The 26,446-nt window shown below is 74.5% G+C and carries 23 protein-coding genes and 2 pseudogenes; 14 read left to right on the top strand and 11 right to left on the bottom strand.

Translation table 11 applies throughout. From position 1 onward, the window contains the following. Positions 1-52: 52 nt before the first annotated feature. The 5 genes from QSK22_RS00125 to QSK22_RS00105 all read left to right on the top strand — a co-directional run bounded on the left by QSK22_RS00125 (position 53) and on the right by QSK22_RS00105 (position 7,529). The gene (locus QSK22_RS00125; protein WP_352231392.1) at positions 53-472 is read left to right on the top strand and encodes a DUF3054 domain-containing protein; all 420 of its coding nucleotides are present in this window, start codon (positions 53-55) and stop codon (positions 470-472) included. A gap of 105 nt (positions 473-577) precedes the next feature. Further along, complete coding sequence (locus QSK22_RS00120) at positions 578-2,233, top strand: AMP-binding protein (protein ID WP_285491792.1); 1,656 nt, start codon at positions 578-580, stop codon at positions 2,231-2,233. Positions 2,234-2,302: 69 nt separating this feature from the next. Then, positions 2,303-5,239 (top strand): alpha/beta fold hydrolase, encoded by a 2,937-nt coding sequence (locus QSK22_RS00115; RefSeq protein ID WP_285491791.1) that lies wholly within the window; start codon positions 2,303-2,305, stop codon positions 5,237-5,239. A 128-nt stretch (positions 5,240-5,367) separates the two neighbouring features. After that, a complete protein-coding gene (locus QSK22_RS00110) occupies positions 5,368-6,729 on the top strand; it encodes a cytochrome P450 (RefSeq protein WP_285491790.1) in 1,362 nt (453 codons plus the stop codon). After that, positions 6,726-7,529 carry an SDR family oxidoreductase gene (locus QSK22_RS00105; protein ID WP_285491789.1) on the top strand — a complete coding sequence of 268 codons (804 nt, stop codon included), beginning with the start codon at positions 6,726-6,728 and terminating at the stop codon, positions 7,527-7,529. Before QSK22_RS00110 ends, QSK22_RS00105 begins: the two co-directional genes overlap by 4 nt. A gap of 34 nt (positions 7,530-7,563) precedes the next feature. Here QSK22_RS00105 and QSK22_RS00100 read toward each other — a convergent pair whose 3' ends face one another. Beyond that, complete coding sequence (locus QSK22_RS00100) at positions 7,564-8,421, bottom strand: oxygenase MpaB family protein (protein WP_285491788.1); 858 nt, start codon at positions 8,419-8,421, stop codon at positions 7,564-7,566. A 73-nt stretch (positions 8,422-8,494) separates the two neighbouring features. Here QSK22_RS00100 and QSK22_RS00095 point away from each other — a divergent pair, with 73 nt between their 5' ends. Both QSK22_RS00095 and QSK22_RS00090 read left to right on the top strand, forming a co-directional pair. Continuing rightward, the gene (locus QSK22_RS00095; protein ID WP_285491787.1) at positions 8,495-9,151 is read left to right on the top strand and encodes a TetR/AcrR family transcriptional regulator; all 657 of its coding nucleotides are present in this window, start codon (positions 8,495-8,497) and stop codon (positions 9,149-9,151) included. An 88-nt stretch (positions 9,152-9,239) separates the two neighbouring features. Beyond that, the gene (locus QSK22_RS00090; protein ID WP_285491786.1) at positions 9,240-10,706 is read left to right on the top strand and encodes a carboxylesterase/lipase family protein; all 1,467 of its coding nucleotides are present in this window, start codon (positions 9,240-9,242) and stop codon (positions 10,704-10,706) included. Here QSK22_RS00090 and lhgD read toward each other — a convergent pair. After that, the gene (gene lhgD / locus QSK22_RS00085) at positions 10,703-11,887 is read right to left on the bottom strand and encodes an L-2-hydroxyglutarate dehydrogenase (RefSeq protein ID WP_285492366.1); all 1,185 of its coding nucleotides are present in this window, start codon (positions 11,885-11,887) and stop codon (positions 10,703-10,705) included. The genes QSK22_RS00090 and lhgD overlap by 4 nt on opposite strands. A gap of 91 nt (positions 11,888-11,978) precedes the next feature. Between lhgD and QSK22_RS00080 the strand changes: the two genes are divergently transcribed. Beyond that, positions 11,979-14,066 carry a protein kinase domain-containing protein gene (locus QSK22_RS00080; protein WP_285491785.1) on the top strand — a complete coding sequence of 696 codons (2,088 nt, stop codon included), beginning with the start codon at positions 11,979-11,981 and terminating at the stop codon, positions 14,064-14,066. Positions 14,067-14,091: 25 nt separating this feature from the next. Here QSK22_RS00080 and QSK22_RS00075 read toward each other — a convergent pair whose 3' ends face one another. The 8 genes from QSK22_RS00075 to QSK22_RS00040 form a co-directional block, all read right to left on the bottom strand. After that, positions 14,092-14,283: a tail-anchor membrane protein gene (locus QSK22_RS00075; protein ID WP_285491784.1), complete on the bottom strand. Its 192-nt coding sequence runs from the start codon at positions 14,281-14,283 to the stop codon at positions 14,092-14,094. 141 nt (positions 14,284-14,424) lie between these two features. Next, entirely contained in the window at positions 14,425-15,228 is an 804-nt protein-coding gene (hisN, locus tag QSK22_RS00070) for a histidinol-phosphatase (RefSeq protein WP_285491783.1), read from the bottom strand. A 79-nt stretch (positions 15,229-15,307) separates the two neighbouring features. Beyond that, positions 15,308-16,828, bottom strand: coding sequence for an FAD-binding oxidoreductase (locus QSK22_RS00065; RefSeq protein WP_285491782.1), 1,521 nt, complete (start codon positions 16,826-16,828; stop codon positions 15,308-15,310). A gap of 25 nt (positions 16,829-16,853) precedes the next feature. Beyond that, complete coding sequence (gene rsgA, locus QSK22_RS00060) at positions 16,854-17,858, bottom strand: ribosome small subunit-dependent GTPase A (RefSeq protein WP_285491781.1); 1,005 nt, start codon at positions 17,856-17,858, stop codon at positions 16,854-16,856. 68 nt (positions 17,859-17,926) lie between these two features. After that, on the bottom strand, positions 17,927-19,198 hold the full coding sequence (gene aroA / locus QSK22_RS00055; protein WP_285491780.1) for a 3-phosphoshikimate 1-carboxyvinyltransferase: 1,272 nt from the start codon (positions 19,196-19,198) through the stop codon (positions 17,927-17,929). 84 nt (positions 19,199-19,282) lie between these two features. Continuing rightward, entirely contained in the window at positions 19,283-19,540 is a 258-nt protein-coding gene (locus QSK22_RS00050) for a zf-HC2 domain-containing protein (protein WP_285491779.1), read from the bottom strand. Then, on the bottom strand, positions 19,537-20,061 hold the full coding sequence (locus QSK22_RS00045; RefSeq protein WP_285491778.1) for a sigma-70 family RNA polymerase sigma factor: 525 nt from the start codon (positions 20,059-20,061) through the stop codon (positions 19,537-19,539). The genes QSK22_RS00050 and QSK22_RS00045 overlap by 4 nt, the downstream gene beginning before the upstream one ends. A 129-nt stretch (positions 20,062-20,190) precedes the next feature. Continuing rightward, on the bottom strand, positions 20,191-20,784 hold the full coding sequence (locus tag QSK22_RS00040) for a DoxX family protein (RefSeq protein ID WP_285491777.1): 594 nt from the start codon (positions 20,782-20,784) through the stop codon (positions 20,191-20,193). Positions 20,785-20,870: 86 nt separating this feature from the next. Between QSK22_RS00040 and QSK22_RS00035 the strand changes: the two genes are divergently transcribed. Both QSK22_RS00035 and QSK22_RS00030 read left to right on the top strand, forming a co-directional pair. Next, positions 20,871-21,659 (top strand): SOS response-associated peptidase, encoded by a 789-nt coding sequence (locus tag QSK22_RS00035; RefSeq protein WP_285491776.1) that lies wholly within the window; start codon positions 20,871-20,873, stop codon positions 21,657-21,659. A gap of 74 nt (positions 21,660-21,733) precedes the next feature. Beyond that, the gene (locus tag QSK22_RS00030; RefSeq protein ID WP_285491775.1) at positions 21,734-22,066 is read left to right on the top strand and encodes a TraR/DksA family transcriptional regulator; all 333 of its coding nucleotides are present in this window, start codon (positions 21,734-21,736) and stop codon (positions 22,064-22,066) included. Positions 22,067-22,073: 7 nt separating this feature from the next. Here the strand turns inward: QSK22_RS00030 and QSK22_RS00025 are convergent, their stop codons facing one another. Then, positions 22,074-22,988: a methyltransferase domain-containing protein gene (locus QSK22_RS00025; RefSeq protein ID WP_285491774.1), complete on the bottom strand. Its 915-nt coding sequence runs from the start codon at positions 22,986-22,988 to the stop codon at positions 22,074-22,076. 457 nt (positions 22,989-23,445) lie between these two features. Here QSK22_RS00025 and QSK22_RS00020 point away from each other — a divergent pair, with 457 nt between their 5' ends. The 4 genes and pseudogenes from QSK22_RS00020 to QSK22_RS00005 form a co-directional block, all read left to right on the top strand. After that, positions 23,446-24,066: a sigma-70 family RNA polymerase sigma factor gene (locus QSK22_RS00020; protein ID WP_502872258.1), complete on the top strand. Its 621-nt coding sequence runs from the start codon at positions 23,446-23,448 to the stop codon at positions 24,064-24,066. After that, positions 24,063-24,326: pseudogene (gene rsrA, locus QSK22_RS00015) on the top strand (mycothiol system anti-sigma-R factor); the annotation flags it as partial. The gene QSK22_RS00020 and the pseudogene rsrA, both read left to right, overlap by 4 nt. A 117-nt stretch (positions 24,327-24,443) precedes the next feature. Further along, complete coding sequence (locus QSK22_RS00010; RefSeq protein ID WP_285491772.1) at positions 24,444-25,388, top strand: NAD-dependent epimerase/dehydratase family protein; 945 nt, start codon at positions 24,444-24,446, stop codon at positions 25,386-25,388. Between the two features lie 329 nt (positions 25,389-25,717). Then, positions 25,718-26,446, top strand: a pseudogene (locus QSK22_RS00005) (metal-dependent phosphohydrolase); the annotation flags it as partial.

Below are 26,446 nucleotides of genomic sequence, written 5' to 3'. Positions count from 1 at the left end.
TGTGTGCGGTGGTCTTCCCAGGGAGCTTCGGGGGCGACGGGCGTGGGCTTGTGTGTTGGGGCAGGTCAGAGGGGGTGTATGGGGGAGCGGTGGGGGTTCTTATGCTGGGGGCGTGCGGAATGTTGGGGCGGCGGCGCTGGATGCCGCGTGTGTGCTCGTGTTCGTGACGATCGGGCGGGCGTCGCATGAGGAGGCGGCGAGCCTGCCCGGGATCGCGAGCACGGCGTGGCCGTTCCTGGCGGGGCTGGCAGTGGGCTGGCTGGTGACGCGCGCGTGGCGGCGGCCGGAGGCGCTTCTCCCCGCCGGTGTGGGGGTGTGGGTGTCCACCGTGGCGGTGGGCATGGTGCTGCGGGTCGTCGCGGGGCAGGGGACGGCGGTCTCGTTCATCGTGGTGGCGTCGCTGTTCACCGCGTTGTTCCTGCTGGGGTGGCGGGGCGTCGCCACAGTGGTGCGCGGGCCCGCACGGGCCTGACGCCGAAGCCCGGACGGGCCCGGCTGCTGATCGTTTCAGTTGACGCAGATGCCGCGGCGCTGGTGAAGTTACCTCCGAGTTTTTACTCGGCGGGAAGGGACGTCAATGGCATCTGCCCTGCGGGACTGGCTGGACAAGCCGAACGCCGAACGCGGCGTCCACCTGGCGACCGACGACGGCGGCTGGGTGTTCCGCGACTACGGGGAGTTGGCCGCGGCGGCTCGGCGCACGGCCGGGGCGCTGCTGGAGACGGGCGTCGCCCCCGGCGACGTGGTGTGCGTCGTCCTGCCGACCGACTTCACCTGCGTGGAGACCTACTTCGCGGTGTGGGCGGCCGGTGCCACGGTGTGCCTGCTGACGCCGCCGCTGTTCCAGAACGGCGACGAGTACGTCGCTCATGTGGCGGCGATCCTGCGGCAGGCCCGACCCAAGGTGACGATCGCATCGCAGGATCTGGCCCCGCTGATCGGGCGGGCCATGGCGGACGCGGGGTTGCCCGGCGAGCCGTGGATTCCCCGGCAGGCGGAGCGGGAGGCCGAGCTCCGGGAGCCGGGGGAGCTGGCGCTGCTGCAGTTCACCTCCGGGTCCAGCGGTGCGCCGCGCGGCGTCATGGTCACCTGGGAGAACCTGGAGGCCAACGTCGAGCTGATCACCCGGACGGCCGGCTTCCGGGACGACGACGCCGTGGCGTCCTGGCTGCCGCTGTACCACGACATGGGCCTGATCGGCTGCTTCATCACGCCCATCTCCCGGCAGGCCGAGCTGCGGCTGATGCGGCCCGACCAGTTCATCCGGGACCCTGCGCGGTGGCTGCGGTGCTTCGCCGAGGCCAGGCACACCGCGGCGCCGCCGTTCGCGTACGCCTACTGCGCGCGGCGCGTCAAGCCCGAGCAGCTGGAGGGCGTCGACCTGTCCGGCTGGCGCACCGCGATCATCGGGGCCGAGCCGATCGACCCGCACGCGCTGGAGGTCTTCGCGCAGCTGGTGGAGCCGTTCGGGTTCTCGCGGCACACGTTCACGCCCGCGTACGGGATGGCGGAGACCACGCTGCTGGTCACCGCGGACGCCCGGCGCGCGGACCCGCTGGCGGTGCGGCCCGATCCCGAGTCGCTGGAGTTCGGGCGGAAGGTGCGCGTCCTGGACTCCCACACGCTGGGTCCCGCGTCGGTGGGCGCCCGGGCGGGCTGGGTGGTCGGCTGCGGCACGCCCCGGCCGGACGTGCCGGTGACGATCGTGGACGACGACGGCCGGGAACTGCCCGAGGGGCATCTCGGGGAGATCGTCGTCGGCGGCGCGTCCGCCTGCCCCGGCTACTACGCGGGCGCGGAGGGCAAGTCGACGCGGTTCGGCGACGGGCTCGTGTACACGGGCGACGCGGGCTTCTTCCACGAGGGGCAGCTGTTCGTGCTCGGCAGGATGGGCGACAGCATCAAGGTGCGCGGCCGGTCGGTCTACGTGGAAGACCTGGAAGCCAAGATCGCCGAGCTGACGGGGCTGGGCAAGGGCCGGATCGTGGTCGTCGGCGTGCCCGGCGCCGGCACCAAGGGGCTGGCGCTGTTCGCCGAGACGAACGACGCGCCGTGGGCCGGCGACGTGCGGGAGACGCTGCGCCGCAGGCTCGGCGCCGACGTCGAGCTGACGATCGTGGTGGGCGGCGGGCTGATCCAGCGGACCTCCAGCGGCAAGCCGCGCCGCCGCTACATGTGGGAACTGCTGCAGGCGGGGAAGATGCCCGGGGCGCGAGTCCTCCCGCCGACGTAGATCGTTGACCGGCGGCGTCGGTTGCGGACACGATGTCCATGACGTTGTGAAAGGCCGACGATGCCCGCTGTGACGACATCTCTGCTGCGCCTCGGCGCCCGCCTCGGGGCGACCGCGCAGAACGCGCTGGAGGTGGTCCGGTTCGGCGGGCTGGACACCGGCGAGGACGCCGCTCCGTACGAGGTGGTCGGTGCCCGGCGGGTCTACCGGCTGCGGCACTACTACCCCGGCGACGGCGCAGGCCGGCCCGTGGTGCTGCTCGTTCCGCCGCTGATGATCACCGCGGAGGTGTACGACATCTCCTCGCGGGTCAGCGCGGTGCGGGTGCTGCGGGAGCTGGGCGCCGACCCGTGGGTGGTCGACTTCGGCGCGCCCGAGCGGGAGCCGGGCGGGTTGGAACGCACCATCACCGACCACGTGCTGGCCGTCAGCGACGCGGTCGACCGGGTCCGGAAGGCCACCGGGCGGGACGTGCACGTCGCGGGCTACTCGCAGGGCGGCATGTTCGCCTACCAGGCGGCGGCGTACCGGCGCAGCGAGGGCGTCGCGTCGCTGGTGACGTTCGGCAGCCCGGCCGACACCAGCGTGGGGCTGCCGTTCGGGGTGCCCGCGTGGCTGGCGGCCGAGGGCGCGGGCCGCATCCCCGAGGGCCTGATCCGCGGCTTGGCCGTGCCCGGCTGGGTGCTGCGCACCGGCTTCCAACTGCTCAGCCCGGTCAAGTCGGTGCGCAGCCGGGTCGGCTTCGTGCTGGCGCTGCACGACCGGGAGCGGCTGGCGCCGCGCGAGCGGCAGCGCCGGTTCATCGAGCGCGAGGGCTGGGTGGCCTGGCCCGGCCCGGCGCTGGCGGAGTTCATCCGCCAGTTCATCGCGCACAACCGCATGCTGACCGGCGGGTTCGTCATCGGCGACCGGGTGGTGACGCTGGCCGACATCACCTGCCCGGTGCTGGCGTTCGCCGGCGAGGTCGATGAGATCGCGCCGCCCGCCATGGTGCGGGCCATCGGCCGCGCCGCGCCTCGCGCCCGCGTGTACGAGGCGACCCTGCGGTCGGGGCACTTCGGGCTGGTCGTGGGGAGTCTGGCCGTCGCCCAGACCTGGCCCGCCGTCGCCGGGTGGGTCAGGTGGCGCGACGAGGACGGCGACCTGCCCGAACTCGTGCGCCCGCTGGAAAGCGAGGAGCGGGCGGCCGCGTCCCCGCCCGGCGGTGCGGCCGCGTACGGGCTGCAGCTGGCGGCCGGCATAGGGGTGAACGCCGCCCGGTCGGCCGCGGTGACGGCGGCGCGGGCCGTCCAGGGCATCGGCCAGATCGCGCGGGAGGCCGGGCAGAACCTGCCTCGGCTGGCGCGGCTGGAGCGCATTCACGCCGACACCCGCATGTCCATGGGGCTGCTGCTGGACGAGCAGGCCGACCGCGCCCCCGACGACGTGTTCTTCCTGTACCAGGGACGCGCGTACACGCAGGCCGCCGCCAAGAGGCGCATCGACGCGGTGGTCCGCGGGCTGATCCATATCGGGGTGCGGCAGGGCGACCCGGTGGGTGTGCTCATGGAGACGCGGCCCACCGCGCTGGCGCTGGTGGCGGCGCTCAACCGGCTGGGCGCCGTGGCCGTGCTGCTGCGCCCCGACGGCGACCCGGCGCGCGAGGCGGCGCTCGGCGAGGTGGACCGGATCATCGCCGACCCGCAGAACGCCGAACGCGCCGCCGCGCTGCCCGGCGTCCGGGCGTACCTGCTGGGCGGCGGCCGGGCCCGCGACGACCGGACGCGCGGCCTTCCCCTGACCGACGCGCTGACCGACGCGCTGACCGACATGGAGCGCATCGACCCCGACCGGGTCGCGGTGCCCGGCTGGTACCGGCCCAACCCGGGACGCGCGGGCGACCTGGCGTTCGTGTGCTTCACCGGCGACGGCGAGCACCTGCGGGCCCACCGGATCACCAACCGGCGCTGGGCGCTGTCGGCGTTCGGCACCGCGTCGTCGGCGTCGCTGTCGGCCGCCGACACCGTGTTCAGCATCACCCCGCTGCAGCATCCGTCGGCGCTGCTGATGAGCCTGGGCGGCGCGGTGGCGGGCGGGTCCCGGCTGGCGCTGGCCACCGCCTACGACCCCGAGACGTTCTGGGACGAGGCCCGCCGCTACGGCGTGACGGTCGCGTCCTACACCTGGACGCTGCTGCGCGACCTGGTGAACGCACCGCCGCACCCGGGCGAGCGGCACCACGCCGTGCGGCTGTTCATCGGGTCGGGGATGCCGCGCGGGCTGTGGCGGCGGGTGGAGGAGCGGTTCGCGCCCGCGCGCGTCCTGGAGTTCTACGCCACCACCGAGGCCGAGGCGATCCTGGTCAACCTGACCGGCAGGAAGCCCGGCTCGCTGGGGCGCCCGCTGCCCGGCAGCGCGCGGGTGCGGCTGGCCCGCTACGACCTGGAGGAGGGGCGGCCGGAGCAGGGCCCTGACGGGCTCGCCGTCGAGTGCGCGCCGGACGAGATCGGGGTGCTGCTGGTGCGGGTCACGCCCGGGGCGGCCGCGTCCACCCGCCGTCCGCTGCGCGGCGTGTTCGCGCCGGGGGACGCGTGGCTGTCCACCGGCGACCTGTTCCGCCGCGACGCCGACGGCGACTACTGGCTGGTGGGGCGGGAGACCGAGCTGATCCGCACGGCCGAGGGCATCGTCCCGCCCGGCCCGATCCGCGACGCGCTCGGCGACCTGCCGTACGTGGACGCGGTCGCGGTGTACGGGGTTCCGGCCGGCGACGGCGCCGAGATCGCCGCGGCCGCGATCAGCCTGCGCGACCCGGACGCCGAGGTCAAGCCGGTCGATCTGGCCGAGGCGCTGCTGCGGGTGCCGCCGGAGATGCGGCCGGCGCTGGTCCGCGTGGTCGACGAGATCCCGGTGACCGGCGGGCGGCGGCTGCGAACCGACTCGCTGCGCGCGGAGGGCATGCCGCGTCCGGGCGAGGGGCGGGCCTATGTCCGCGACTCCGCGGGCGGGTACCGGCTGCTCGCCTGACCGGCCGCCGGGCCCGGGGCATGGTTCCTCCCGCAACATCCCTGGACGCGCACTCGTCCAGTGCGTTACAACAAAGCTACATAAATCGCGTTTTTGTAGCTTTCCCCTTCGGGGGCCTGGGAGGGTCCATGGCCGCCAGCATCCTCGCCCCGCCGCCGCCCGGGAGCGGGCTCAAACCCGTGCCCGGCGTGCCGGGCCTGCCGTTCATCGGCAACACCCTGCAGGTGATGCGCGACCCGTTCGGGCAGGCGCGCAAGCGCTACGAGCAGTACGGCCCCGTCTCGTGGGGCTGGCTGCTCGGCCAGCGCACCGTGACCGTCCAGGGGCCCGAGGCCGCCGAGACCGTCCTGGTCAACCGGGACAAGGCGTTCGCCAACGGCCCGGCGTGGAGCTACTTCATCGGGCCGTTCTTCCACCGCGGCATCATGCTGCTCGACTTCGACGAGCACCTGCACCACCGGCGCATCATGCAGCAGGCCTTCACCCGGGACCGGCTGCGCGCCTACATGGAGCGCATGGCGCCGAGCATCGCCGCGGGCCTGGACGCCTGGGAGCCCGGCCGTGGCTTCACCGTCTACGACCACGTCAAGCAGCTCACCCTCGACCTGGCCACCGACGTGTTCATGGGCGTGGAGCTCGACCGCGCCGAGGCCGACCGGATCAACGGCGCGTTCATCGACGCGGTCCGCGCCGGCACCGCCTACGTGCGCTTCTCGGTGCCCGGCCTGCGCTGGCACAAGGGCATGCGCGCCCGCAAGGCGCTGGAGGAGTTCTTCTACCGGCACCTGCCGGCCAAGCGGCGCGACGGCGGCGACGACCTGTTCGCCGCGCTGTGCCAGGCCGAGACCGACGACGGCCACCGCTTCACCGACGAGGACGTCGTCAACCACATGATCTTCGCGTTGATGGCGGCGCACGACACCACCACCATCACGCTCACCACCATGGCCTACTACATGGCCAAGTACCCCGAGTGGCAGGACCGGGCGCGCGAGCAGTCGCGCGCGCTCGGCAAGCCGGTGCCGGGCTTCGCCGACCTGGACGCGATGACCACCATCGACATGGTGATGAAGGAGTCGCTGCGGATGGTCGCGCCCGTGCCCGCGCTGCCGCGCCGCGCTGTCAAGGACACCTCGGTGCTCGGCCACCACATCCCCGCCGGCAGCCTCGTCGTCGTGCCGCTGCTCACCAACCACCACATGGCCGAGTGGTGGCCGGAGCCGGAGAGGTTCGACCCCGAGCGGTTCTCCCCCGAGCGACGCGAGGACCGGGTGCACCGGTTCGCCTGGGCCCCGTTCGGCGGCGGCGCCCACAAGTGCATCGGCCTGCACTTCGCAGGCATGCAGGTCAAGAGCATCATGCACCAGCTGCTGCTCCGCTACGGCTGGAGCGTGCCAGGCCGCTACGAATGGCCGCTGGACACCACGTCACTGCCGTCGCCCAAGGACGGCCTGCCCGTGCACCTGTACCGGTTGGAGGGAACCCTATGAGCAAGGTCGTACTGATCACCGGAGGTGCCCGCGGCATCGGCCTGGCCACCGCGCGGGCCGTCCGCGCCAAGGGCGCCGACGTCGTCATCGGCGACATCGACGAGGCCGCGGCCAAGGAGGCCGCCGACCGCATCGGCGCGCGCGGGCTGGCCCTCGACGTGACCTCGCGCGAGTCGTTCACCGCGTTCCTGGACGCGGCGCAGGAGGCGTTCGGCCCGGTGGACGTGCTGGTCAACAACGCGGGCATCATGCCGATCGGGCCCGTCACCGAAGAGAGCGACGCCGACGCCCGCCGCTGCATGGACGTCAACGTCCACGGCGTCATGCTCGGCACCAAGCTCGCGCTGGAGCGCATGCTGCCGCGCGGACGGGGCCACATCGTCAACATCGCCTCGCTGGCGGGCGTGCTGCCGACCCCCGGCCTGGCCCTCTACAACGCCAGCAAGGCCGCCGTCGTCGCGTTCACCGACGCGACCCGGCTGGAGGTGCGCGACCGGGGCGTGCACGTCAGCGCGGTCCTGCCGACGTTCACCAACACCGAGCTGGTCGCGGGGACGCGCAGCCCCAAGGGGCAGCGCAACTGCGAGCCCGAAGAGGTGGCCGCCGCCGTCGTCGACCTCATCGGCCGCCCGCGCCCGCAGGTGGTGGTCCCGCGCCGGCTGGGCGCGCAGGTGCGGCTCGGCGCCCTGTTCCCCGACGCCCTCAAGCGCGCCATCTCCCGCCGCTACGGCCTGGACCGCATCTTCCTGGACTACGACCCCGAGGCGCGCCGGGCCTACGACGCCCGCATCCGCGCCTAGCCTCCGGCGGCCGGCCCGCCGCGGCCGCCCCGGGTCAGCGCACCCGCGGGCGGCCGTCGCGGGCGAAGGCGCGGCGGGCGTGCGGGAAGTAGCGGACGGCCTCCGGCAGCAGCGGCCACAGCGGGCCCGCGCGGCGGACGGCGGCGGTGAAGCGGCGGTAGCGGCGCTCGTCGGCGGCGCTCCACGGCAGGCCGAGCAGCTCCCGTGCGCGGGGCGGCAGCCCGCCGACGGTGAGGAAGCGGGCGACCGCGTTCAGCGGCGGGCTGACGCGGTGCCACAGGCCGCGGGCGACCCGGCGCGGCGCGGGCAGGCCCTTGGTGACGTACCCCACGCCGTAGCGGGCCGTGCGGTGCGGCACGACCACCTCGTCCATCATGCGCTTCCAGTACGCCTGGAACGCCTCCCAGTCCTCGGGCATGGCCCGGGTGCTCACCCCGTACATGCGGAACCACGTCTTGGACTCGGCGTAGATGCGGCGCCGGTCGGCGTCGGTCAGCGGGCGCACGAACGTGTCGATGCCGTACATCAGGTGGTCGACGAACGTGGCGTGCGCCCAGTAGTAGGTCTCCGGGTCCAGCGCGTGGTAGCGGGAGCCGTCCGGCATCGTGCCTTTGACGTCGCGGTGGTAGTCGCGGACGCGGCGCCCGGTCTCGGCGGCGCGCGGCCCGCCGTAGACCGTGTCCATGATCGGGCCGACGGAGCGGCGCAGCCGGGCGAACGTCTCGGCGAAGAACACCGAGTGGTCCTGCACGCCCTGGCCGAGCGCCGGGAGCATGTTCTGCAGCACGGCCGCGCGCGGCCCCACCAGCATCAGCCGGGTGTCGCCGAAGTACCGCCAGGTGAGCGAGTCGGGGCCGAGCGGCGGGTCGGCCGGGGCGTGGTCGTCCGTCATGCGCACCCCAGAGAGGGAAAAGGAACAGAACAACATGAATTGTAGCTTCGTGTTTCCCGGGTAGGGTGCGGCTATGACCACCGATGCGTCCGCGCAGGCAGGGCTGCTGACCAGGCTTCGCACCGGCGGCCCCGACACCGACGACCTGGACGCCCGGATCCTGGACGCCGCGCTGGCGGAGTTCGAGACCTACGGGCTGCGCCGCGTCAGCGTCGAGGACGTCGCCAAGCGGGCCCGGGTCGCGCGCACCACGATCTACCGGCGGTTCACCAACAAGGAGCAACTGCTGCAGGCCGTGATCCTGCGCGAGGTGCGCCGCTTCCTGACCGCGATCTCCGAGGCCACCGAGGGCCTGCCGACGCCGGAGGAGGCGGTGGTGGAGGGGTTCGTCGTGGGGCTGCGCGGCGCCCGCACCCATCCGCTGATCACCCGGGTGCTGCAGAGCGAGCCGGACGTGTTCGTCGACCAGCTCGGCATGAACGGCGGCGCGGTGCTGCTGGCCGCCCGCGACATCCTGGCCGACCGGCTGCGCCGGGCCAGTCCCGGCTCCGCCGAGGACTACGAGACGGTCGCCGAGGTGCTGCTGCGGGTGGCGCTGTCGCTGCTGCTCGTCCCGGGCGGCGGGCTCAGGCTGGACGACGAGGACGACATCCGCGCCTTCGCCCGCGACCACCTCACCCGCATGCTCCGCCCCGTGGACGGCTGCGAGCCGCACGCCACGGCGCCGTGACACGCCCGGGCCCCGCGTTCTGCCCCGGACGCCGGTCGCGTACGCTCAGAAATATTCGAACTTCGTTCTAGTTCGTAGGGGAGAGCGTATGCGGGCGATCGTCGAGACGCGGTACGGCAAGGTGCGGGGACGCGCCGACAACGGGGTGGCGGCCTTCCTCGGCATCCCCTACGCGGCGCCGCCGTTCGGCCCCCGGCGCTTCCAGGCGCCGCAGCCGCCCGAGCCGTGGGACGGCGTACGCGACGCCACCGCCTACGGCCCGACCGCGCCCAAGCCCGGCTACCCGCGCCCGTACGACATGCTGCTGCCCGACCCGGACATCCCCGGCGAGGACTGCCTCAACCTCAACGTCTGGACCCCCGACCCCGGCGGCTCCGGCATGCCGGTCATGGTGTGGATCCACGGCGGCGCGTTCCGCAACGGGTCGGGTGCGGTGTCGGTCTACAACGGCGCCGCCTTCGCCCGCGACGGCGTGGTCTGCGTGACGATCAACTACCGGCTGGGCGTCGAGGGCTTCGCCCACCTGCCCGGCGCACCGGCCAACCGGGGGCTGCTCGACCAGATCGCCGCGCTGGAGTGGGTGCGCGACAACATCGCGGCGTTCGGCGGCGACCCGGACCGCGTCACCGTGTTCGGCGAGTCGGCGGGCGGGATGAGCGTGTCCACGCTGCTGTCGCTCGATCTGGGCCTGTTCCGGCGGGCCGTCGCGCAGAGCGGCGCCGGCTCCGTCGCCCAGGCCGCCGACGACGCCCTGCTGGTCACCAAGGAGATGGCCGCCCGCCTCGGCGTCGAGCCGACCGCCGAAGAGTTCGCCCGGCTCGCCCCCGCCGAGATCATCCCGGTGCAGGCGGCGGTCGCGGCCGAGGTCGCCGCGTTCCCCGACCCGAACCGGTGGGGCGCCAGCACCGCCGCCGGGGGCATGTCGCTCACCCCGGTGATCGACGGCGACCTGCTGGAGCGCCGCCCCGAAGAGGCGGTCGCGGCCGGCGCCGGACGCGACGTCGATCTGCTCACCGGCTACACGACCGAGGAGTTCCGGCTGTTCCTCATGCCGACCGGGCTGGCCGACGCGCTCACCCCCGACACGGTGGACCTGGTCGCCACCGGCATGGGCGTCCCGCCGCACGTCGTGGCCGGCTACCGCGAGCGGCACGCCGACCGGACCCCCGGCGAACTGCTCGCCACGATCATCACCGACAGCATGTTCCGCATCCCGGCCAACCGGCTCGCCGAAGGCCACGCCGCGCACGCGCCGACCTGGATGTACGAGTTCGCCTGGCGGTCGCCCCGGCCGGACCTCGGCGCCTGCCACGCGCTGGAACTCGGCTTCGTGTTCGACAACCTGGACTCCGCCGACACCGAGGGGATGGCGGGCCCCAACCCGCCGCAGCGGCTGGCCGACGCCATGCACCGCGCCTGGGTGGACTTCGCCGCCCACGGCGACCCCGGCTGGCCGCGGTTCGACGCCGACGCCCGCCGCGTCAAGGTCTTCGACGCCGTCGCCGACGAGGTCGTCTGCGACCCGCACGGCGACGACCGCAAGCTGTGGGGCTAGCCGAGCAGCCGGTCGACGACGTGCTCGGCGATCGCCAGTGACGACGTGGCGGCCGGGGACGGGGCGTTGCGGACCGTGACCACGGGCCCGAGGCGGCCGATGCGGAAGTCGTCGACGAGGGAGCCGTCCGGGTCCACCGCCTGCGCCCGCACCCCGGCCGGGGCCGCCACCACGTCGGCGGCGGTCAGCTCGGGGACGAACGCGCGCGCCTGCGCCACGAACGCCCGCTTGGACGCCGACCCGTACATCTCCTTCAGGCCGGTGCGCCAGTGCCGCCGCGCCAGCCGGCGGAAACCGGGCCAGCGCAGCGTGTCCCACACGTCGGCCGGGCGCACGTCCCGCCACCGGTAGCCCTCGCGCGCCAGCGCCGGCACGGCGTTGGGGCCGATGTCGACGCCGCCGTCCACCCGCCGGGTGAAGTGCACGCCGAGGAAGGGGTAGCGGGGGTCGGGCACCGGGTAGATCAGGCCGCGCACCAGATCGGTGCGGCCGGGCCGCAGCCGGTAGTACTCCCCGCGGAACGGCACGATCGCCGGGGCCGGGAAGTCGCCCGCCAAGCGCGCCACCCGGTCGGACTGCAGCCCCGCGCACACCACCAGCAGGTCGAACGTCAGCTCCTCGGCGGGGGACGACACCGCGACCCGCTCGCCCGCCCGGCGCAGCCCGACCACCTCGAAGCCGAGCCGCACCCGGCCGCCCGCCGCCGCCACGTCGTCGGCGAACGCCCGCGCCACCGCCGGGAAGTCGACGATCGCGGTGCTGGGGGAGTGCAGGGCCGCCACCCCGGCGGCGTGCGGCTCCACCTCGCGCAGCTCCGCGGGCGACAGGCGGCGCAGCCCCGGCACGCCGTTGGCGGTCGCGCGGCGCTCGATCTCCGCCAGCGGCGCCAGCTCGGACTCGTCCCGCGCCACGACGACCTTGCCGCACTCCACGTACGGCAGGCCGCGCTCGGCGCAGTACTCCTTCAGCAACCCGATGCCGCGCCTGCACAGCGTCGCCTTCAGCGAGCCCGGCGCGTAGTACAGGCCCGCGTGCGCGACGCCGCTGTTGTGGCCGGTCTGGTGGGCGGCGATGCGGTCCTCCTTGTCCAGCACCGTCACCTGGGCCCCGGGCCGCACGAGCGTCAGCCGCCGCGCCACCGCCAGCCCGAGGATCCCGGCCCCGACCACCCCGATGCGCATCTCCGTCACGCCGACGAAGATACGCCCGACCGCCCGCGCCGCTCCGGCCCGCCCGGTAGGGTGATCACGGTTTCTGAGGGTTTGGACGGGTATGACGACTCCGCTGCAGGAACACGACCCGCGCCGCATCGGCCGGTACACGCTGGAGGCGCGGTCGGGCTCGGGCGGTCAGGGCGTGGTCTTCCTCGGGCGGGACCCGTCGGGCGGGCCGGTCGCGGTGAAGATGCTCCAGATCGACGGGGCCGCGGCGCGGTCGCGGTTCGTGCGGGAGCTGGAGACCGCCAAGCGGGTGTCGCCGTTCTGCACCGCCCAGATCCTGGACGCCGACGTGTCCGGCGACCGGCTCTACATCGTCAGCGAGTTCGTGGCCGGGCCGACGCTGGCCGATCTGGTCCGCGACGGCGGCCCGCTGCGCGGCGCCGACCTGGACCGGCTGGCCATCGGCACGGCGACCGCGCTGGCCGCCGTGCACGCGGCCGGGATCGTGCACCGCGACTTCAAACCCGCCAACGTGATCATGAGCCCGTCCGGCCCGCGGGTGATCGACTTCGGGGTGGCGCGGGTGCTGGACGCGGCGGCCGAGACCGTCAGCCAGGTCGTGGGCACCCCCGCCTACATGGCGCCCGAGCAGGTGTCCGGCGGGCGCATCTCCCAGGCCGCCGACGTGTTCGCCTGGGGCGCCACGATGCTGTACGCCGCGACGGGCCGCGCGCCCTTCGCCGCCGACACGATCCCGGCGGTCCTCCACCGGGTCCTCCACCACGAGCCCGACCTGGGCGCCCTGGGCGGGGTGCTGCGCGAGATGGTGGCCGCGGCGCTGGCCAAGGACCCGGCGCCGCGCCCCGCCGCCGAGGAGATCCTGCTGCGGCTGATGCGCGACGGAGCGTCCGGCGCGGCGCATGCTCCGGCGGGGGTGCCGGACGAACCCGTCCGCGACACCGCCGCCCTGCTCGCCGAGGGGACCACCCGCGCGTCGATCGCGCCCCCGCATGGACCGCGGCCCGCCCCGCCGCCGCAGCCCGCCGATTCACTGCGAACCGGTGCGCCGCCACCGCAGCTCAACCCGGTGCCGCAGCCTGTCGCGCCGCCGCGGTCCGGCGTACCGCCGCAGTTTGTCGCGCTGCCGCGGTCCGGCGTACCTCCGCAGACCGTTGCACCGCCGCGGGCGGGCCCAGCGCCGCAGTCCGCCGGGCCGCCGGGAACTATCGCGCCGCCCCAGCAGACCGGTGCGCCGCCCCACCGGTCAGGTGCGGCGCGTCCCCGTCGCCGCCTGCGGCGGCTGCTGTTGATACCGCTTGCGGGCGCGTTGGCCGCCGTCGTCCTGGCGGCGGCGCTGATCGCCTACTACCTGTACGAGCAGAACACCAGCGAGCCCCCGCCCCCGTTCGACTCCGGCGCGGACGCCCGCGTCGCGGCGCCCGCCCGGATCCGCACCGCCGGGACGCTGACGATCGCGACCGACCCCACCTACCTGCCCATGTCGTTCACCGGGACGGGCGGCCTCACCGGCTTCGACGTCGAACTGGCGCGGGAGATCGCCAACAGGTTCGGCGTCCGGGCCAAGCCGGTGAACACCACGTTCGAGAACATCCTCACGCACGTGCGGGACGGCAGGGCCGACGTGGGGATCTCCGGCATCACCGACTCGAAGGACCGGGAGCGGGTCAGCGACTTCGTCACCTACCTGCGCATCGGCACCAGCCTGCTCGTCCGGGCCGGGAACCCCGGCAAGCTGAACCCGGGCGACCGGTCGCTGTGCGGGCATACGGTCGCCGTCGTGGCCGGAAGCTCCCAGACCGCAAGTCTTACGGGCTCGGGCCCCTACCGCACCCGGTGCAGGAAGGCGGACCTGTCCGGCCCCAAGGTCCAGGAGCGCAGCAGCATCGCCGACGTCCAACAGGCCCTCAAGACCGGGGCGGCGGACGCCGCGCTGGTGGACTCGGCGACGGCCGGCTACCTGGTCAAGGAGCAGCCCCGGGCGTTCGCCGTCTCCGGACCGGTCGCCGACCCCCGGCCGCAGGGCATCGCGGTGCGCAAGGGCGACGGCGAGCTGGCCGCGGCCGTCCGCGAGGCGCTCCGGCGCCTGATCGCCGACGGTACGTACGCCCGGCTCGCCAACCGCTGGGGCCTGACCGCGGGCAAAATCACCGACCCGCAGATCAACGGCGCGACCGCCTGACCCGAGGCCGCGACCCGCCGACGGGTCAGCCGCCGCCCAGGCGTTTGCGGCCCTGGGCGCGCAGCCGGCGGCGCTGCGACGGGTCCAGCATCAGGTAACCGACCACGGGCAGGACGACCACGCCCAGCACGATCAGCAACGCGATGAGGGGGCCGAGGATCTTCAGGGCGACGAGTCCGACGGCCACACCGCCGATAACGAGGACCACCTTGGGCATTGCCACACCTCCGAGGCTCTTATCCGGCGAACGGCCGCGGCGTGCCGCTGGTTCCGGATCCGGGCCCTTTCCACGATATATCGCGTGCCGGGCCCGCCCCAGCCCCCGAGGCGCAGCCCCGGAAGCCCCGGTCGGCGGCCCCTAGCCCTTCGGGGACGGCTGCCCGCCGCCCAGGATGCGCAGGACGTCGGCGTGCAGGCGGCCGTTGGTGCACACCACGCTGCCGCCGTCCGGGCCGGGCACCCCCGCCAGGTTGGTGAACATGCCCCCGGCCTCCTCGACGATCACATGGAGGGCGGCCAGATCCCACAGCGACACCTCCGGCTCGGTGGAGATGTCCACCGAGCCCTCGGCGACCATCATGTGCGACCAGAAGTCGCCGAACGCCCGGGTGCGCCAGACCGAGCGGGTCAGGTCCAGGAAGCCGCCCAGCCGGCCCTGCTCCTCCCAGCCGCTCAGGCTGGAGAACGACAGCGACGCGTCGGCCAGGTCGGACACCGCCGAAACCTGCAGTCGGCCGGCGCGGGTGAGGCTGCGGCCGGTCCAGGCGCCGCCGCCGCGCGCCGCCCACCACCGGCGGTTCAGCGCGGGCGCCGAGACCACCCCGACCACCACCTCGTCCTCCTCCATCAGCGCGATCAGCGTGGCCCACACCGGCACGCCGCGCACGAAGTTCTTGGTGCCGTCGATCGGGTCGATGATCCAGCAGCGCGCGCCGTGCCCGGTGCGGCCGAACTCCTCGCCGAGCACCGCGTCCCGCGGCCGGGCCCGCTTGAGGGTGCCGCGGATCTGCTCCTCGACCCCGCGGTCGGCGTCGCTCACCGGCGTCATGTCCGGTTTCGTCTCGACGGCCAGGTCGAGCGCGCGGAAGCGCTTGGTCGTGATGTCGTCGGCTGCGTCCGCCAGCACGTGCGCCAGACGCAGGTCGTCGGAATAGTCCGCCACGGCGAGCAACGCTACCGCCATCACGCGGTGCGCCGACACACTTACCGGGTGCGCGACCGCCGTCCGCCGGGACGCTCCGCTAGACGGCCTGGGGGAAGCGGAACAGCCGGCCGGGGTCGTAGGCCGCCTTGACCTTGGTGAGGCGGTCGAGGTTGGCGCCGTAGTAGGCGCGGCGCCAGTCCGCCAGGTCGGGGTCGATGTAGTTGACGTACGCGGCGCCGCGCAGGTGGGCGTCCATGATCCGGTGGGTGCCGCGCAGCCACGCCAGGTCGTCGCCGTCGGCCAGGTACTGCAGGACGAACAGCCCGCCGCGGTGCGGGAACGCGGTGTCGCCCGGCCGGATCCGGCCGATCGCGCCGCCCATCGCGTCCATCAGCACCGAGCGCCCCGACCGGCCGTTGCCGCGGGAGAACCGCGCGACCAGGCCGCCGACGGCGTCGTCCGGCAGCGGGCGCAGCGCGACGTGCGACTTGCCCGAGTAGTCGGCGCGGGGGAACCGCCCCTCCGGCCGCTGCCCCGGCAGGTCGCCCCGGGCGTGGCAGGCCCCGACGGACTGGCCGGAGCATCCGCCCAGCGCCTTCATCGCCTCCAGGTACGGGCGGCGCCGCGAGGCCTGCGAGCTCGGGTCGCGGCCCACGGCCGCCACCAGCCGGTCGATGTGCGGGGCGGGGTCGGCGAGGGCGGCGCCGGACACCTCCACCGTGGGCGCCCCCGCCGACGGCGCGGTGTTGATCTGCAGGCTCGTCCACACCTCGCCGGGTGCGGACGGCGCCCACCGCTGCCACCCGCGGATCACGTCCGCCGCCCGCGGCCACGGCCAGCCGACCGAGAACGTCGTGACGTCCTCGACGTCGTGCGTGCGGTAGGTGAAGGCGACCGCGACGCCGAAGTTGCCGCCACCGCCGCCCCGGCACGCCCAGAACAGGTCGGGGTCGCGGCGGGCGTCGCACTCCCGCACCCGCCCGTCGGCGGTGACGACGCGCACCGACTCCAGGACGTCGCACGTCAGCCCGTACGCGCGCGACAGCACCCCCAGCCCGCCGCCCAGCGTCAGCCCGGCCACACTCACGGTCGGGCAGGTGCCGCCGGGCACGCCCGCACCCCGCTCGGCGGCCTCGGCGTACAGGTCGATCAGCCGGGTCCCGGCGCCCACCACGGCGCGGCCGCCGCCGATCCGCACCTCGTCCATCGGGGACACGTCGACGACCAGGCCCGTCCCGGTGGACCAGCCCGCGTAGCCGTGCCCGCCGCTGCGCACCGCGACGGGCAGCTTCCGGAGCGCCGCGAACGCCACGCACTCGGCGACGTCCTCGGGCGTGGCGCAGTAGGCGATGCCGGCGGGGCGGACCGAGTCGTAGCGCGGGATGTACAGGCGGCGCGCCCTGTCGTAGTCGGCGTCGCCGGGGCGCACAAGCCGCCCTTCCAGCCCGCGTTCCAGGGCGTTCCAGTCGGCCGGGCCGGTGGGGCGGGCGCTCGCCGACCGCGACGACGTCGCCCGGCGGCCCGGGCGGGGCGCGGCCTCGTCCGAGCAGCCCGCCGCCGCCAGCGTGGTCAGCCCCGACGCCTTGAGGGTCGCCTTGAGGAACGCGCGCCGCTCCATGGGACCGAGTCTGGCATCGGCGGCATCATCCGTCCCGTCGGTCGCGTGCGGGGACGCCGTCCGGGACCGGCCCGCCGGCCCCCAGGTTGCCCAGCAGGCGGCGCAGCGAGTCCAGGCGAGCCTGCCCGGCGCGGCCGTCGGCGACCCAGCCGTCCAGCCCGCAGCCCTCGTTCAGGTGGCCGCAGTGCGGCGGGCAGCGCTCCGCGGCGCCCTCGGCCAGGTCGTCGAACGCCTCGATCACCCGTTCCGTACGCACGTGCGCCAGGCCGAAGCTGCGCACGCCCGGAGTGTCGATGATCCAGCCGTCGCCGCCGGGCAGCTCCAACGCGATCGCCGAGGACGAGGTGTGCCGGCCGCGGCCGGTGACCGCGTTGACCTGGCTCACCGCCCGCTCGGCGTCCGGGACCAGCGCGTTCACCAGCGTGGACTTGCCGACGCCGGAGTGCCCGACCAGCACGCTGACCCGTCCGGCCAGGTGCCCGCGCAGCTCGTCCAGGTCGCCGCCGCGGCGCGTCACCACGTACGGCACCCCGAGCGGCGCATAGATCTCCAGCAGCGGGCCGGGATCGGCCAGGTCCGACTTGGTCAGGCACAGCAGCGGGTCCATGCCCGCGTCGTACGCGGCGACCAGGCACCGGTCGATCAGCCGGGGCCGCGGCTCGGGGTCGGCCAGCGCCGCCACGATCGCCATCTGGTCGGCGTTGGCCACGATGATCCGCTCGAACGGGTCGGTGTCGTCGGCGGTGCGGCGCAGCGCCGACGCGCGCGGCTCGACCCGCACGATCCGCGCCAGCGTGTCGGGGTCGCCGGAGGTGTCGCCGACCAGCGCGACCCGGTCGCCCACCACGACGCCCTTGCGGCCCAGCTCCCGCGCCCGCATGGCCGTCACGGCGCGCTCGTCCGGGGTGCCCGGCTCGACCAGGCAGCGGTAGCGGCCCCGGTCGACCGCGGTCACCATGCCGGGGACGGCGTCCGCGTGGGCGGGACGGCGCCGGGTGCGCGGCCGCGAGCCGCGGCGCCCGGGCCGCACTCGAACGTCGTCCTCGTCGTAGTCGCGTACTCGGCGTGCCAGTGCCTCCGCCTCCCCTTCACAAGTCCTTACGCAGGCCGCACCATCGCCGTCCACAGGTCGGTGAATTGCGGCAGTGTCTTGCCCACCGTCGCCGGGTTCTCCACCTGCACCCCCGGGACCGCCAGGCCCAGCACCGCCGCGGCCATGACCATCCGGTGGTCGTCGTAGGTGTGGAACACCCCGCCGTGCAGCGGGCGCGGCCGAATCTCCAGGCCGTCGGGCAGCTCGCGGGCGTCGCCGCCCAGCGCGTTCAGCTCGCCGACCAGCGCGGCCAGCCGGTCGGTCTCGTGCCCGCGCAGGTGGGCGATGCCGGTGAGGCGGGACGGCGACGACGCCAGCGCCGCCAGCGCCGCCAGCACGGGGGTGAGCTCGCCGACGTCGTGCAGGTCGGCCTCCAGGCCCTGGAACGTGCCGGTGCCGCGCACGGTCAGGCCGTCCGGGCCGGACGACACCCGCGCGCCCATCCGCGCCAGCAGCCCGCGCAGCGCGTCGCCCGGCTGGGTGGTCTCGGCGGGCCAGTCCGGCACGGTGACGCGCCCGCCGGTCACCAGCGCCGCGCCCAGGAACTGGGCGGCGTTGGACAGGTCGGGCTCGATGTCCCAGTCCCGGCCGCGGATCGGGCCGGGCGCCACGCGCCACTCGTCGGCGCCGGTCTCGACCCGGGCGCCCGCCTCCTGCAGCATCCGCACCGTCATCGCAAGGTGCGGCGCGGACGGGACGGGCGGCCCCTCGTGCCGCACATGCACGCCCTCGTCGAACCGCGGCGCGGCCAGCAGCAGCCCCGACACCAGTTGCGACGAGCCGGACGCGTCGATCGTCACCGGGCCGCCCTTGACCGCCCCGCCGCCGCGCACCGTGAACGGCAGCGCGCCGCGCCCGCCGTCGTCGATCTCCGCGCCGAGCGCCCGCAGCGCCGTGATCATCGGGCCCATGGGGCGTTCCCGGGCGCGCGGGTCGCCGTCGATCGCCACGTCGCCGTCGGCCAGCGCCGCCACCGGAGGCAGGAACCGCATCACCGTGCCCGCCAGCCCCACGTCCACCCGGGCCGGCCCGGCAAGCGCGCCCGGCGTGACCCGCCAGTCGGCGCCGTCCTCGTCGACTGCCACGCCCAGCGCGCGCAGCGCCTGCGCCATGAGCAGCGTGTCGCGGCTGCGCAGCGGACGCCGGACCAGCGCGGGGCCGTCGGCCAGCGCGGCCAGGATCAGCGCCCGGTTGGTCATGGACTTGGAGCCGGGCAGCCGGACGGTGGCGTCCACCGGGGCGTCGGCGACAGGCGCGGACCAGTGCGAAGAGGGCATGGCCCAAGGTTATCGGCACGGGCCGCACCCCACCGGCGGCAGGAAGATCACATGGCGGTCACCGCGCGGCGGCCGGTGCCGCCGTCACGCCCGCCGCCGTTGCGCGGTGCAGGGCGAAGGCTCAGGTGCGGGCGCGGGCTCAGGTGCGGGGTCGGGTGCGGGCGCAAAGCCCCCGTCGCGGAGGTCGGACAGGACGTCCGCCACGCCCCGCATCTGCCGCAGTTCGGCCCGGCACCGCGCGCAGCCGCGCAGATGCGCCTCGAACGCCCGGCGGTCCTCCTCCTCCAGCAGGCCCAGGGCGTACGCACCGACGTCGGTGTGCTCGACCGGCGAGCCGCTCACGCCGTCACCCCCCTCTCCTCCAGTGCGACGCGCAACGCGCGCAGTGCGTAGTACACGCGGGACTTCACCGTCCCCACCGGCACGCCCAGCACCTCGGCGGCCTGGGCGACCGTGCGGTCGCGCAGGACCGTCTCGGTCAGCGCCTCGCGGTGGGAGTCCGACAGCGACCACAGCGCCTCGGCCACGACCACCTTGCGCAGCACCCGGTCCAGCCCGTCCGCCGCGGGCAGGGCCTCCAGCGGCCCCTCCCCGACCTCGGGCGGCCGGGCCCGGCGTCGCCGCCTGCCGTCGATCACGATACGGCGCGCGATCGTGGCCAGCCAGGGCATGGGCGACACGCCGGGGTCCAGCCGGTCCGCGCCCCGCCAGGCCCGGATCATGGTCTCCTGCACCACGTCCTCGGCCCACTGCCGGTCTCCGCCGGTCAGCTTGAGCGTGAACGCCGTCAGGGCCGCACCGTGCTCGCGGTAGAGCCGGGTGACGATCCGTTCGGCGTCCGTCGCGGCTCCGGGTGCTGCCATGGCCGGGCCTCTCCGGTCGGGAGGGAACGGGCGGTCGCACGGCAGTACGGCCAGGGATGCACGCCGGGTTCAACAGATTTGAGATGTCCTTAAGGTTCTCTTCGGGAAAGGAAGCTCGCCGGAAACGGGTCAGCGCTTCAGCGCGCGGGCGGCGCGCCGGGTCGGCCGGGCGCCCCTGCGGCGCGCCTGGCGCACCCGCCGGGCGGCCTCGCGCCGCGCGTTCCTGATCTCCGCCGCGGTCTGCTTGCGCAGCGCCTTGGCCTCGGCGGCGGCCTGGATCCTGGCCTCGTGCGCCTGCCGGCGCAGCTGCGCCGCCCGCGGGCCGCGGCGCGGCTCGGTGGCCACCATCAGCAGCGCGCCGAACAGGCCGGCGTTCTTCAGCAGGTGCGAGCGCTCGCTGGCGCGGCGTTCCGGGTCGTCCTCGGTCCAGTACCGGTGCTCGGTCAGCAGGGACGGCACCAGCTGGGCGGCCAGCAGGAAGGTGGTCAGCCGCCGGAACCGGCCGGTCAGCAGCAGCGCGCCGGTGCCCAGGCTCAACGCGCCCTGGAAGCGCACCAGGGCCTCGGGGTCCTTGGTGGGCAGCCAGTCGAGCCGGTCGGCGATCGGCTTCACCGTGGGCGCCACCTGCTCGGCGCGCGGACCGGGATCGCGGAGCGTCTCCAGGCCGATGATGATGTACGGCGCCGCCACGAACGGGCGGGCCAGGGTCGTGATGGGTCGCATGGTCGCCTACATGCCCACGGCGCCGACGGTCAAGCACGGCTCCGCGGCCGTGCGGGTTGTCACAGGCGCGGGGCAGGATGGGACGCATGTGCGGTCGATATGCCACGGCACGGGCGCGTCAGGAACTGCTCGACCAGTTCCAGGTGCAGTTCGACGCCACCGAGCAGAACCTGCAGCCCGACTACAACGTCGCCCCCACCAAACAGGTGCCCGCCGTCCTGACCCGGGCGGCCGAAGACGCGGCCAAGGAGGCGGGCGAGGGCGCGGCCGGGCCCGTGCGCCAGCTCCGGACGCTGCGCTGGGGCCTGGTGCCGTCCTGGGCCAAGGACCCGTCCATCGGCAACCGCATGATCAACGCGCGGGCCGAGACGGTGCACGAGAAGCCGTCCTTCCGCCGCGCCTTCGCCCGGCGCCGCTGCCTGCTGCCCGCCGACGGCTACTACGAGTGGTACACGCTGGAGTCCGAGGCGGCCGAGGGCGGCAAGCGCAAGCGCCCCAAGAAGCAGCCGTTCTACATCCGCCCCAAGGACGGCTCGATCCTGGCCATGGCCGGTCTGTACGAGCTGTGGAAGTCGCCCGAGGGCGAGTGGGTATGGACGTGCACCGTGATCACCACGGACGCGCCCGACGAGCTCGGCCGCATCCACGACCGCATGCCCATGATCGTCCAGCCGGACCGCTGGGACGCCTGGCTGGATCCCGGCCTCACCGACCCCGACCGGGTGCGCGGCCTGCTGGTGCCCGCGATGGCCGGGACGATGGAGGCCTACCCCGTCTCCACCGCCGTCAACAACGTCAGAAACAACGGGCCAGAACTCATAAAGCCAACGGCAAACGGGGATATACCCACCGACCCGTCCGACGCCCTGTTCTGAGGCCGCCCGCGAGCGCGGCGCTCAGCGCGGGGCTTGTGTTCCCCGGGGGAGTACCGGGAGGAGTTCTAAGCACCGTGGACATCGCCGCCGCCCGCGCCCGCCTGCAGAAGGCGCTCGCCGATGCGGACCGATCCATCGCGATCCTCAAGGGCGAGCACCCCGAACGGGAGAACTCGGCCTCCGACGCCGGCGCCATCCTGACCGACAGCGACCGCGTCGAGGCGGCCCTGGAGTCGCTGGGGCGGCACCGCGCCGCGGTCGTCCAGGCGCTCGAACGCATCGCCGCGGGCACCTACGGCCGCTGCGTGGACTGCGGCGAGCCCGTCCCCGAAGGCCGCCTGGAGGTGCGCCCCGAGGCCGCCCGCTGCCTGACCTGCCAGGCCAGGCACGACAGGGTGATGCGCTGACCCGCGTTCACACCCGCCGGGCGCTGGCGAGCAGGTGCACCCCCAGGGAGTCGTCGCGCACCGGGGCGCTCAGCTCGGTGCGCACCAGGCGGGCCAGAGCGCGCGGGGTGCGGGCCAGCACATGCTCGACGGTGGACGGGGACAGCGCCGTGCGCGGCCTGATCCACTCCACCTCCAGGCCGGCGTCGGTGAGCAGCTCGCGCAGCTGCTCGGCCCAGAAGCAGCGGGTGATCGTGCCGTCCGGCCACGGGACCAGCAGCACCTCGGCGCTCGGCACGTCCGACAGGTGCGCCCAGCGGCTCTGCTCGGCCAGCAGCGCCATCCCCAGCGTCAGCGAGTCGACCGACAGCAGCACCCGGCCGCCGGGACGCAGCACCCGGGCGATCTCGGCGACCGTCGACTCGGTCACCAGGTGCCGCGACAGCGCGCGGTCCTCGGCGACGACCGCGTCCACGCTGGCGTCCCGCAGGCAGGCCAGCGACCCGGAGTCGGCGATCACCCGGCGCGTCGCGCCCGCCTCCGGACGGCGTCGGCCGCGGCGGGTTCCGGTGGCGGGCTCGGCGGGCGGCGGGCCCGCCAGGTCGGGCGCCGGGGGCGGGCGCAGCCGCGGCGCCGCCGTGCCGTTCACCCGGCCGTCGGCGCCGTCTCTGCCGATCCCGGCGTCCCCGCCCGGCGGGGTGACCAGCGGGTCGAGCATCTCCAGGACGGTGTGGCCGGCGGCGGCCGCCTGCGCCGCGCTGCCCGTGCGGCCCCCGGAGATGTCCAGGATCAGCGACGGCCGGCGCGGCAGCCAGCGGGCCAGCTGCGCCGCCGCGACCGCCCAGTAGAACGTCCAGTACAGCGTCAGGGACCGGCCGTCGCCCGGCGCGGCACGCAGATCCGCGACGCTGGGTTCGGGAGGTTGCGCCGGCAGCGGTAGCAACGGTTTGCTCCTGTTCTCGCCCTCTATGGGGACTTCTTCCCCGCGGGTGGCGCGCGTCACCCTCCGTGGTCCCCGGATTCGTCCCGCCCGGGAATCGACGCGCCGGTCCATGCGTTGCACCGTCTCACAACCGTCCGCGTACGGGCGTCCAACGACCCGCGAGACGACCGAAACCGTCGCGAAAAGGGCCACCGGGCGTGCCGTACGGGACCAACGACGATCCGTACAGCGGAGGTGCTGCTCGATGTCCACGGCCGTTGTCGAGCATCCGGGGGACGCCGCGGTGCAGCCGCCGCGCAGCGCCCCCTATGGTCAGGTCCGGCTGCGCGGCCCTATATCGTCTGTGGCGTACGGCGCCACCAAGGGCGCCACCACGGACGAAGGGGGTGGTCAGGTGGCCGCAGCGGAGCGATGGCAAGGCGAGGAGCACCTGGACCGCCCGGCAGAGCCGAACGGGGTGCAGGAGGAGCAGGCCCCGGCGCGGGCGAACGCCACCGAGACTGTGGAGCAGCGGCGGCAGCGCTTCCAACGCGACGTGCTTCCGTTCCTGGACCAGCTGTACTCGGCCGCGTTGCGCATGACGCGCAACCCCGCCGACGCGGAGGACCTCGTCCAGGAGACCTTCGCCAAGGCGTTCGCGTCCTTCCACCAGTTCCGGGAGGGCACCAACCTCAAGGCGTGGCTGTACCGGATCCTCACCAACACCTTCATCAACTCCTACCGCAAGCGGCAGCGGCAGCCGCAGCAGTCGGCCGCCGAGGAGATCGAGGACTGGCAGCTCGCGCGGGCGGAGTCGCACACCTCCAGCGGCCTGAAGTCGGCCGAGGCCGAGGCGCTGGAGCACCTGCCCGACACCGACGTCAAGCGGGCCCTGCAGGAGCTGCCGGAGGAGTTCCGCATCGCGGTGTACCTCGCCGACGTCGAGGGTTTCGCCTACAAGGAGATCGCCGAGATCATGGGCACGCCCATCGGCACGGTGATGTCCCGGTTGCACCGCGGGCGGCGGCAGCTGCGCGGCATGCTGGAGGACTACGCCCGGGAACGCGGGCTGACCCGGGCGGGGAGGGGATCGTCATGAGCTGTGGCGACCACCACGACACGCCGTGCAGCGAGGTGCTGGCCAGGGTCTACACCTATCTGGACGGCGAGCTCGACCAGCAGGGCTGCGGCGAGGTGCGGCAGCATCTGGACGAGTGCGGGCCGTGCCTGCGCGAGTTCGGCCTGGAGGAGGCCGTCAAGAAGCTGGTCGGCAAGTCGTGCGGCTGCGAACCGGTGCCCGCCGACCTGCGCGCCAAGGTGCTGGGACGCATCGAGCAGCTGTGCGGCGAGCTGAAAGAGGCCGAGGCCGGCGAGGCCGGTGGGGAGAGCGGCGAGGCCCAGGTCGCCGGAGCCGCGGGCAAACAGGCGGCCGGCGGAGCCGAGAAACGCGCCGCCGACTGATCTAGGGTTTCCGGCGTGCTCGTACTCGTCACCGGCGCTGCCGGATTCATCGGATCCCACCTGGTCGACCGGCTGCTGGCCGACGGACACCGGGTCGTCGGCGTCGACGACTTCTCCTCGGGCCGCAACGCCCGCACGGACGTGGAGATCTGGCGCATGGACGTGGCCGATCCGGCGCTGCCCGGCCGGGTCGCCGCCCTGCGGCCCGAGGTGGTCTGCCACCTGGCGGCACAGGTCAGCGTGCGCGCCAGCGTCGCCGACCCGCTGCACGACGCGCGCGTCAACGCGCTGGGCACCGCCAACGTGCTGGAGGCCGCGCGCGCGGGCGGCGCCCGCAAGGTGGTGTTCGCCTCCAGCTGCGCGGTGTACGGGGTGCCGGACGCACTGCCCGTCCCGCCCGACGCCGAGCTTCGGCCCGCCTCGCCGTACGCCGCGTCCAAGGTCACCGGCGAGGTCTACCTGCGCACCTACCGGGCACTGCACGGCCTCGACTACACCATCCTGACGCTGGCCAACGTCTACGGACCGCGGCAGACCCCCGACGGCGAGGCCGGCGTGGTCTCGATCTTCACCGACGCGCTGCTGGCGGGCCGGCCGACCCGGGTGTTCGGCGACGGCACCCAGACCCGCGACTACGTGTACGTGCTCGACGTGGTCGACGCGTTCGCCCGCGCCACCGGGGAGGTGGGCGGCGGCGGCCGGTTCAACGTCGGCACCGGGGTGCAGACCACCGACCGCGAGCTGCACACCCTGGTCGCCGAGGCGGCGGGCGCGCCCGACGACCCCGCGTTCGCGCCGCCGCGTCCGGGCGACCTGCCCGCGATGGCCGTCGACCCGGCGGCGACCGAGCGGGTCCTCGGCTGGCGGGCCCGCGTGCCGCTGCGCGAGGGGCTCGCCGCGACCGCCGCGTGGGCGCGCGAGCGGGCGGCGGCGCAGACGCCCAGGGCGCGGATCACCTAAGGTGACGATTAGTTCACGCTTTGCTCACGATTCGCCGCATGCCTGTGTGGCCTACGTCTCCCACGTTAGGCTTGTGCCGGAATCAGCGACGGGAGCACTCGCATGCCCCGGCGGCCGGGTCCTCGCGCTCGCCCGGGCGCTCGGGGCCGGTTCACGGGGGGGAGGCGAACGCCATGCTCAAGCGTGTCAGGACGGCCGGGCTCCAACGGGACCGGGGCGCCCCGGCGCCGTCGCTGAGGATGCCCGAGGGCGTGTCCTGGGTCTAGGTGGGCACACCGGCACCACCGGCCCCGGCGGCGGCCCACGTTCCGTTTCCCGAAGGTGCGGCAATGCGTGGACTACCACTGGCTGCCTGGGCGTACGTCTGCGGCGTGGTCGCTCTGGCGGCCGGGCTCATCGCGACGTCGCCGTTCCGCGAGCTGGACTGGTCGAAGCTGGCGGTGCTGGCCGCCCTGTTCCTCATCTGCGACTCGGCGCCGGCGCTGCTCAACGTCGAACGCGCGCGGGTGTCGCTGAGCTTCGCCGCCAGCCTGGCGTCGGTGGTGCTCCTGGGCCCCGCCGGGGCCGCGCTGCTGGGCGTGTCGGCCGTGGTCACCGGGCAGCGGCTGTTCGCGCCGGTGAAGCGGCTGTTCAACGGCGCCCAGTTCGCGCTGTGCGGGTACGCCGCGGGCACCGTGTTCGAGGCGCTCGGCGGCCATCCGCCCCGGTTCGGCCAGGCCGGCTGGGTCGAGCAGGTCATCGTCCCGTTCCTCGGCGCCCTGGTCACCTTCGTCGGCGTCAACCTGCTGCTGATGGCGGGCATCCTGCTGCTGTCCAAGCAGGCGGCGCCGCGCGAGCTGCTGCGCGAGAGCGGCCAGCTGTCGGTGGGCTGCCTGGGCTACGGCATGTTCGGGCTGCTCATCGCGGGCCTGTGGCAGCACGTCGGCACGTTCGCGGCGGTGCTGGTGCTGCTGCCGCTGTTCATCGCCCGGTGGGCGCTGGAGCAGACCCACGCCCAGCAGCAGGCGCACGCCGCGACGCTGGCCGCGCTGTGCCAGGCGGTGGAGACCAAGGACTAC

The sequence above is a fragment of the Actinomadura sp. NBRC 104425 genome, from assembly GCF_030269545.1.
GTDB lineage: Bacteria > Actinomycetota > Actinomycetes > Streptosporangiales > Streptosporangiaceae > Spirillospora > Spirillospora keratinilytica.
Note: the sequence above shows the minus strand (reverse complement) of the source record. Positions and strands in the feature narration are given on the sequence as shown.

Coding starts and splice junctions, on each gene's coding strand:
- QSK22_RS00120 (WP_285491792.1), top strand. CDS start 578: ATGGCATCTGCCCTGCGGGACTGGCTGGACAAGCCGAACGCCGAACGC.
- QSK22_RS00110 (WP_285491790.1), top strand. CDS start 5,368: ATGGCCGCCAGCATCCTCGCCCCGCCGCCGCCCGGGAGCGGGCTCAAA.
- QSK22_RS00105 (WP_285491789.1), top strand. CDS start 6,726: ATGAGCAAGGTCGTACTGATCACCGGAGGTGCCCGCGGCATCGGCCTG.
- QSK22_RS00100 (WP_285491788.1), bottom strand. CDS start 8,421: ATGACGGACGACCACGCCCCGGCCGACCCGCCGCTCGGCCCCGACTCG.
- QSK22_RS00095 (WP_285491787.1), top strand. CDS start 8,495: ATGACCACCGATGCGTCCGCGCAGGCAGGGCTGCTGACCAGGCTTCGC.
- QSK22_RS00090 (WP_285491786.1), top strand. CDS start 9,240: ATGCGGGCGATCGTCGAGACGCGGTACGGCAAGGTGCGGGGACGCGCC.
- lhgD (WP_285492366.1), bottom strand. CDS start 11,887: ATGCGCATCGGGGTGGTCGGGGCCGGGATCCTCGGGCTGGCGGTGGCG.
- QSK22_RS00080 (WP_285491785.1), top strand. CDS start 11,979: ATGACGACTCCGCTGCAGGAACACGACCCGCGCCGCATCGGCCGGTAC.
- QSK22_RS00075 (WP_285491784.1), bottom strand. CDS start 14,283: ATGCCCAAGGTGGTCCTCGTTATCGGCGGTGTGGCCGTCGGACTCGTC.
- QSK22_RS00065 (WP_285491782.1), bottom strand. CDS start 16,828: ATGGAGCGGCGCGCGTTCCTCAAGGCGACCCTCAAGGCGTCGGGGCTG.
- aroA (WP_285491780.1), bottom strand. CDS start 19,198: ATGCCCTCTTCGCACTGGTCCGCGCCTGTCGCCGACGCCCCGGTGGAC.
- QSK22_RS00045 (WP_285491778.1), bottom strand. CDS start 20,061: ATGGCAGCACCCGGAGCCGCGACGGACGCCGAACGGATCGTCACCCGG.
- QSK22_RS00040 (WP_285491777.1), bottom strand. CDS start 20,784: ATGCGACCCATCACGACCCTGGCCCGCCCGTTCGTGGCGGCGCCGTAC.
- QSK22_RS00035 (WP_285491776.1), top strand. CDS start 20,871: ATGTGCGGTCGATATGCCACGGCACGGGCGCGTCAGGAACTGCTCGAC.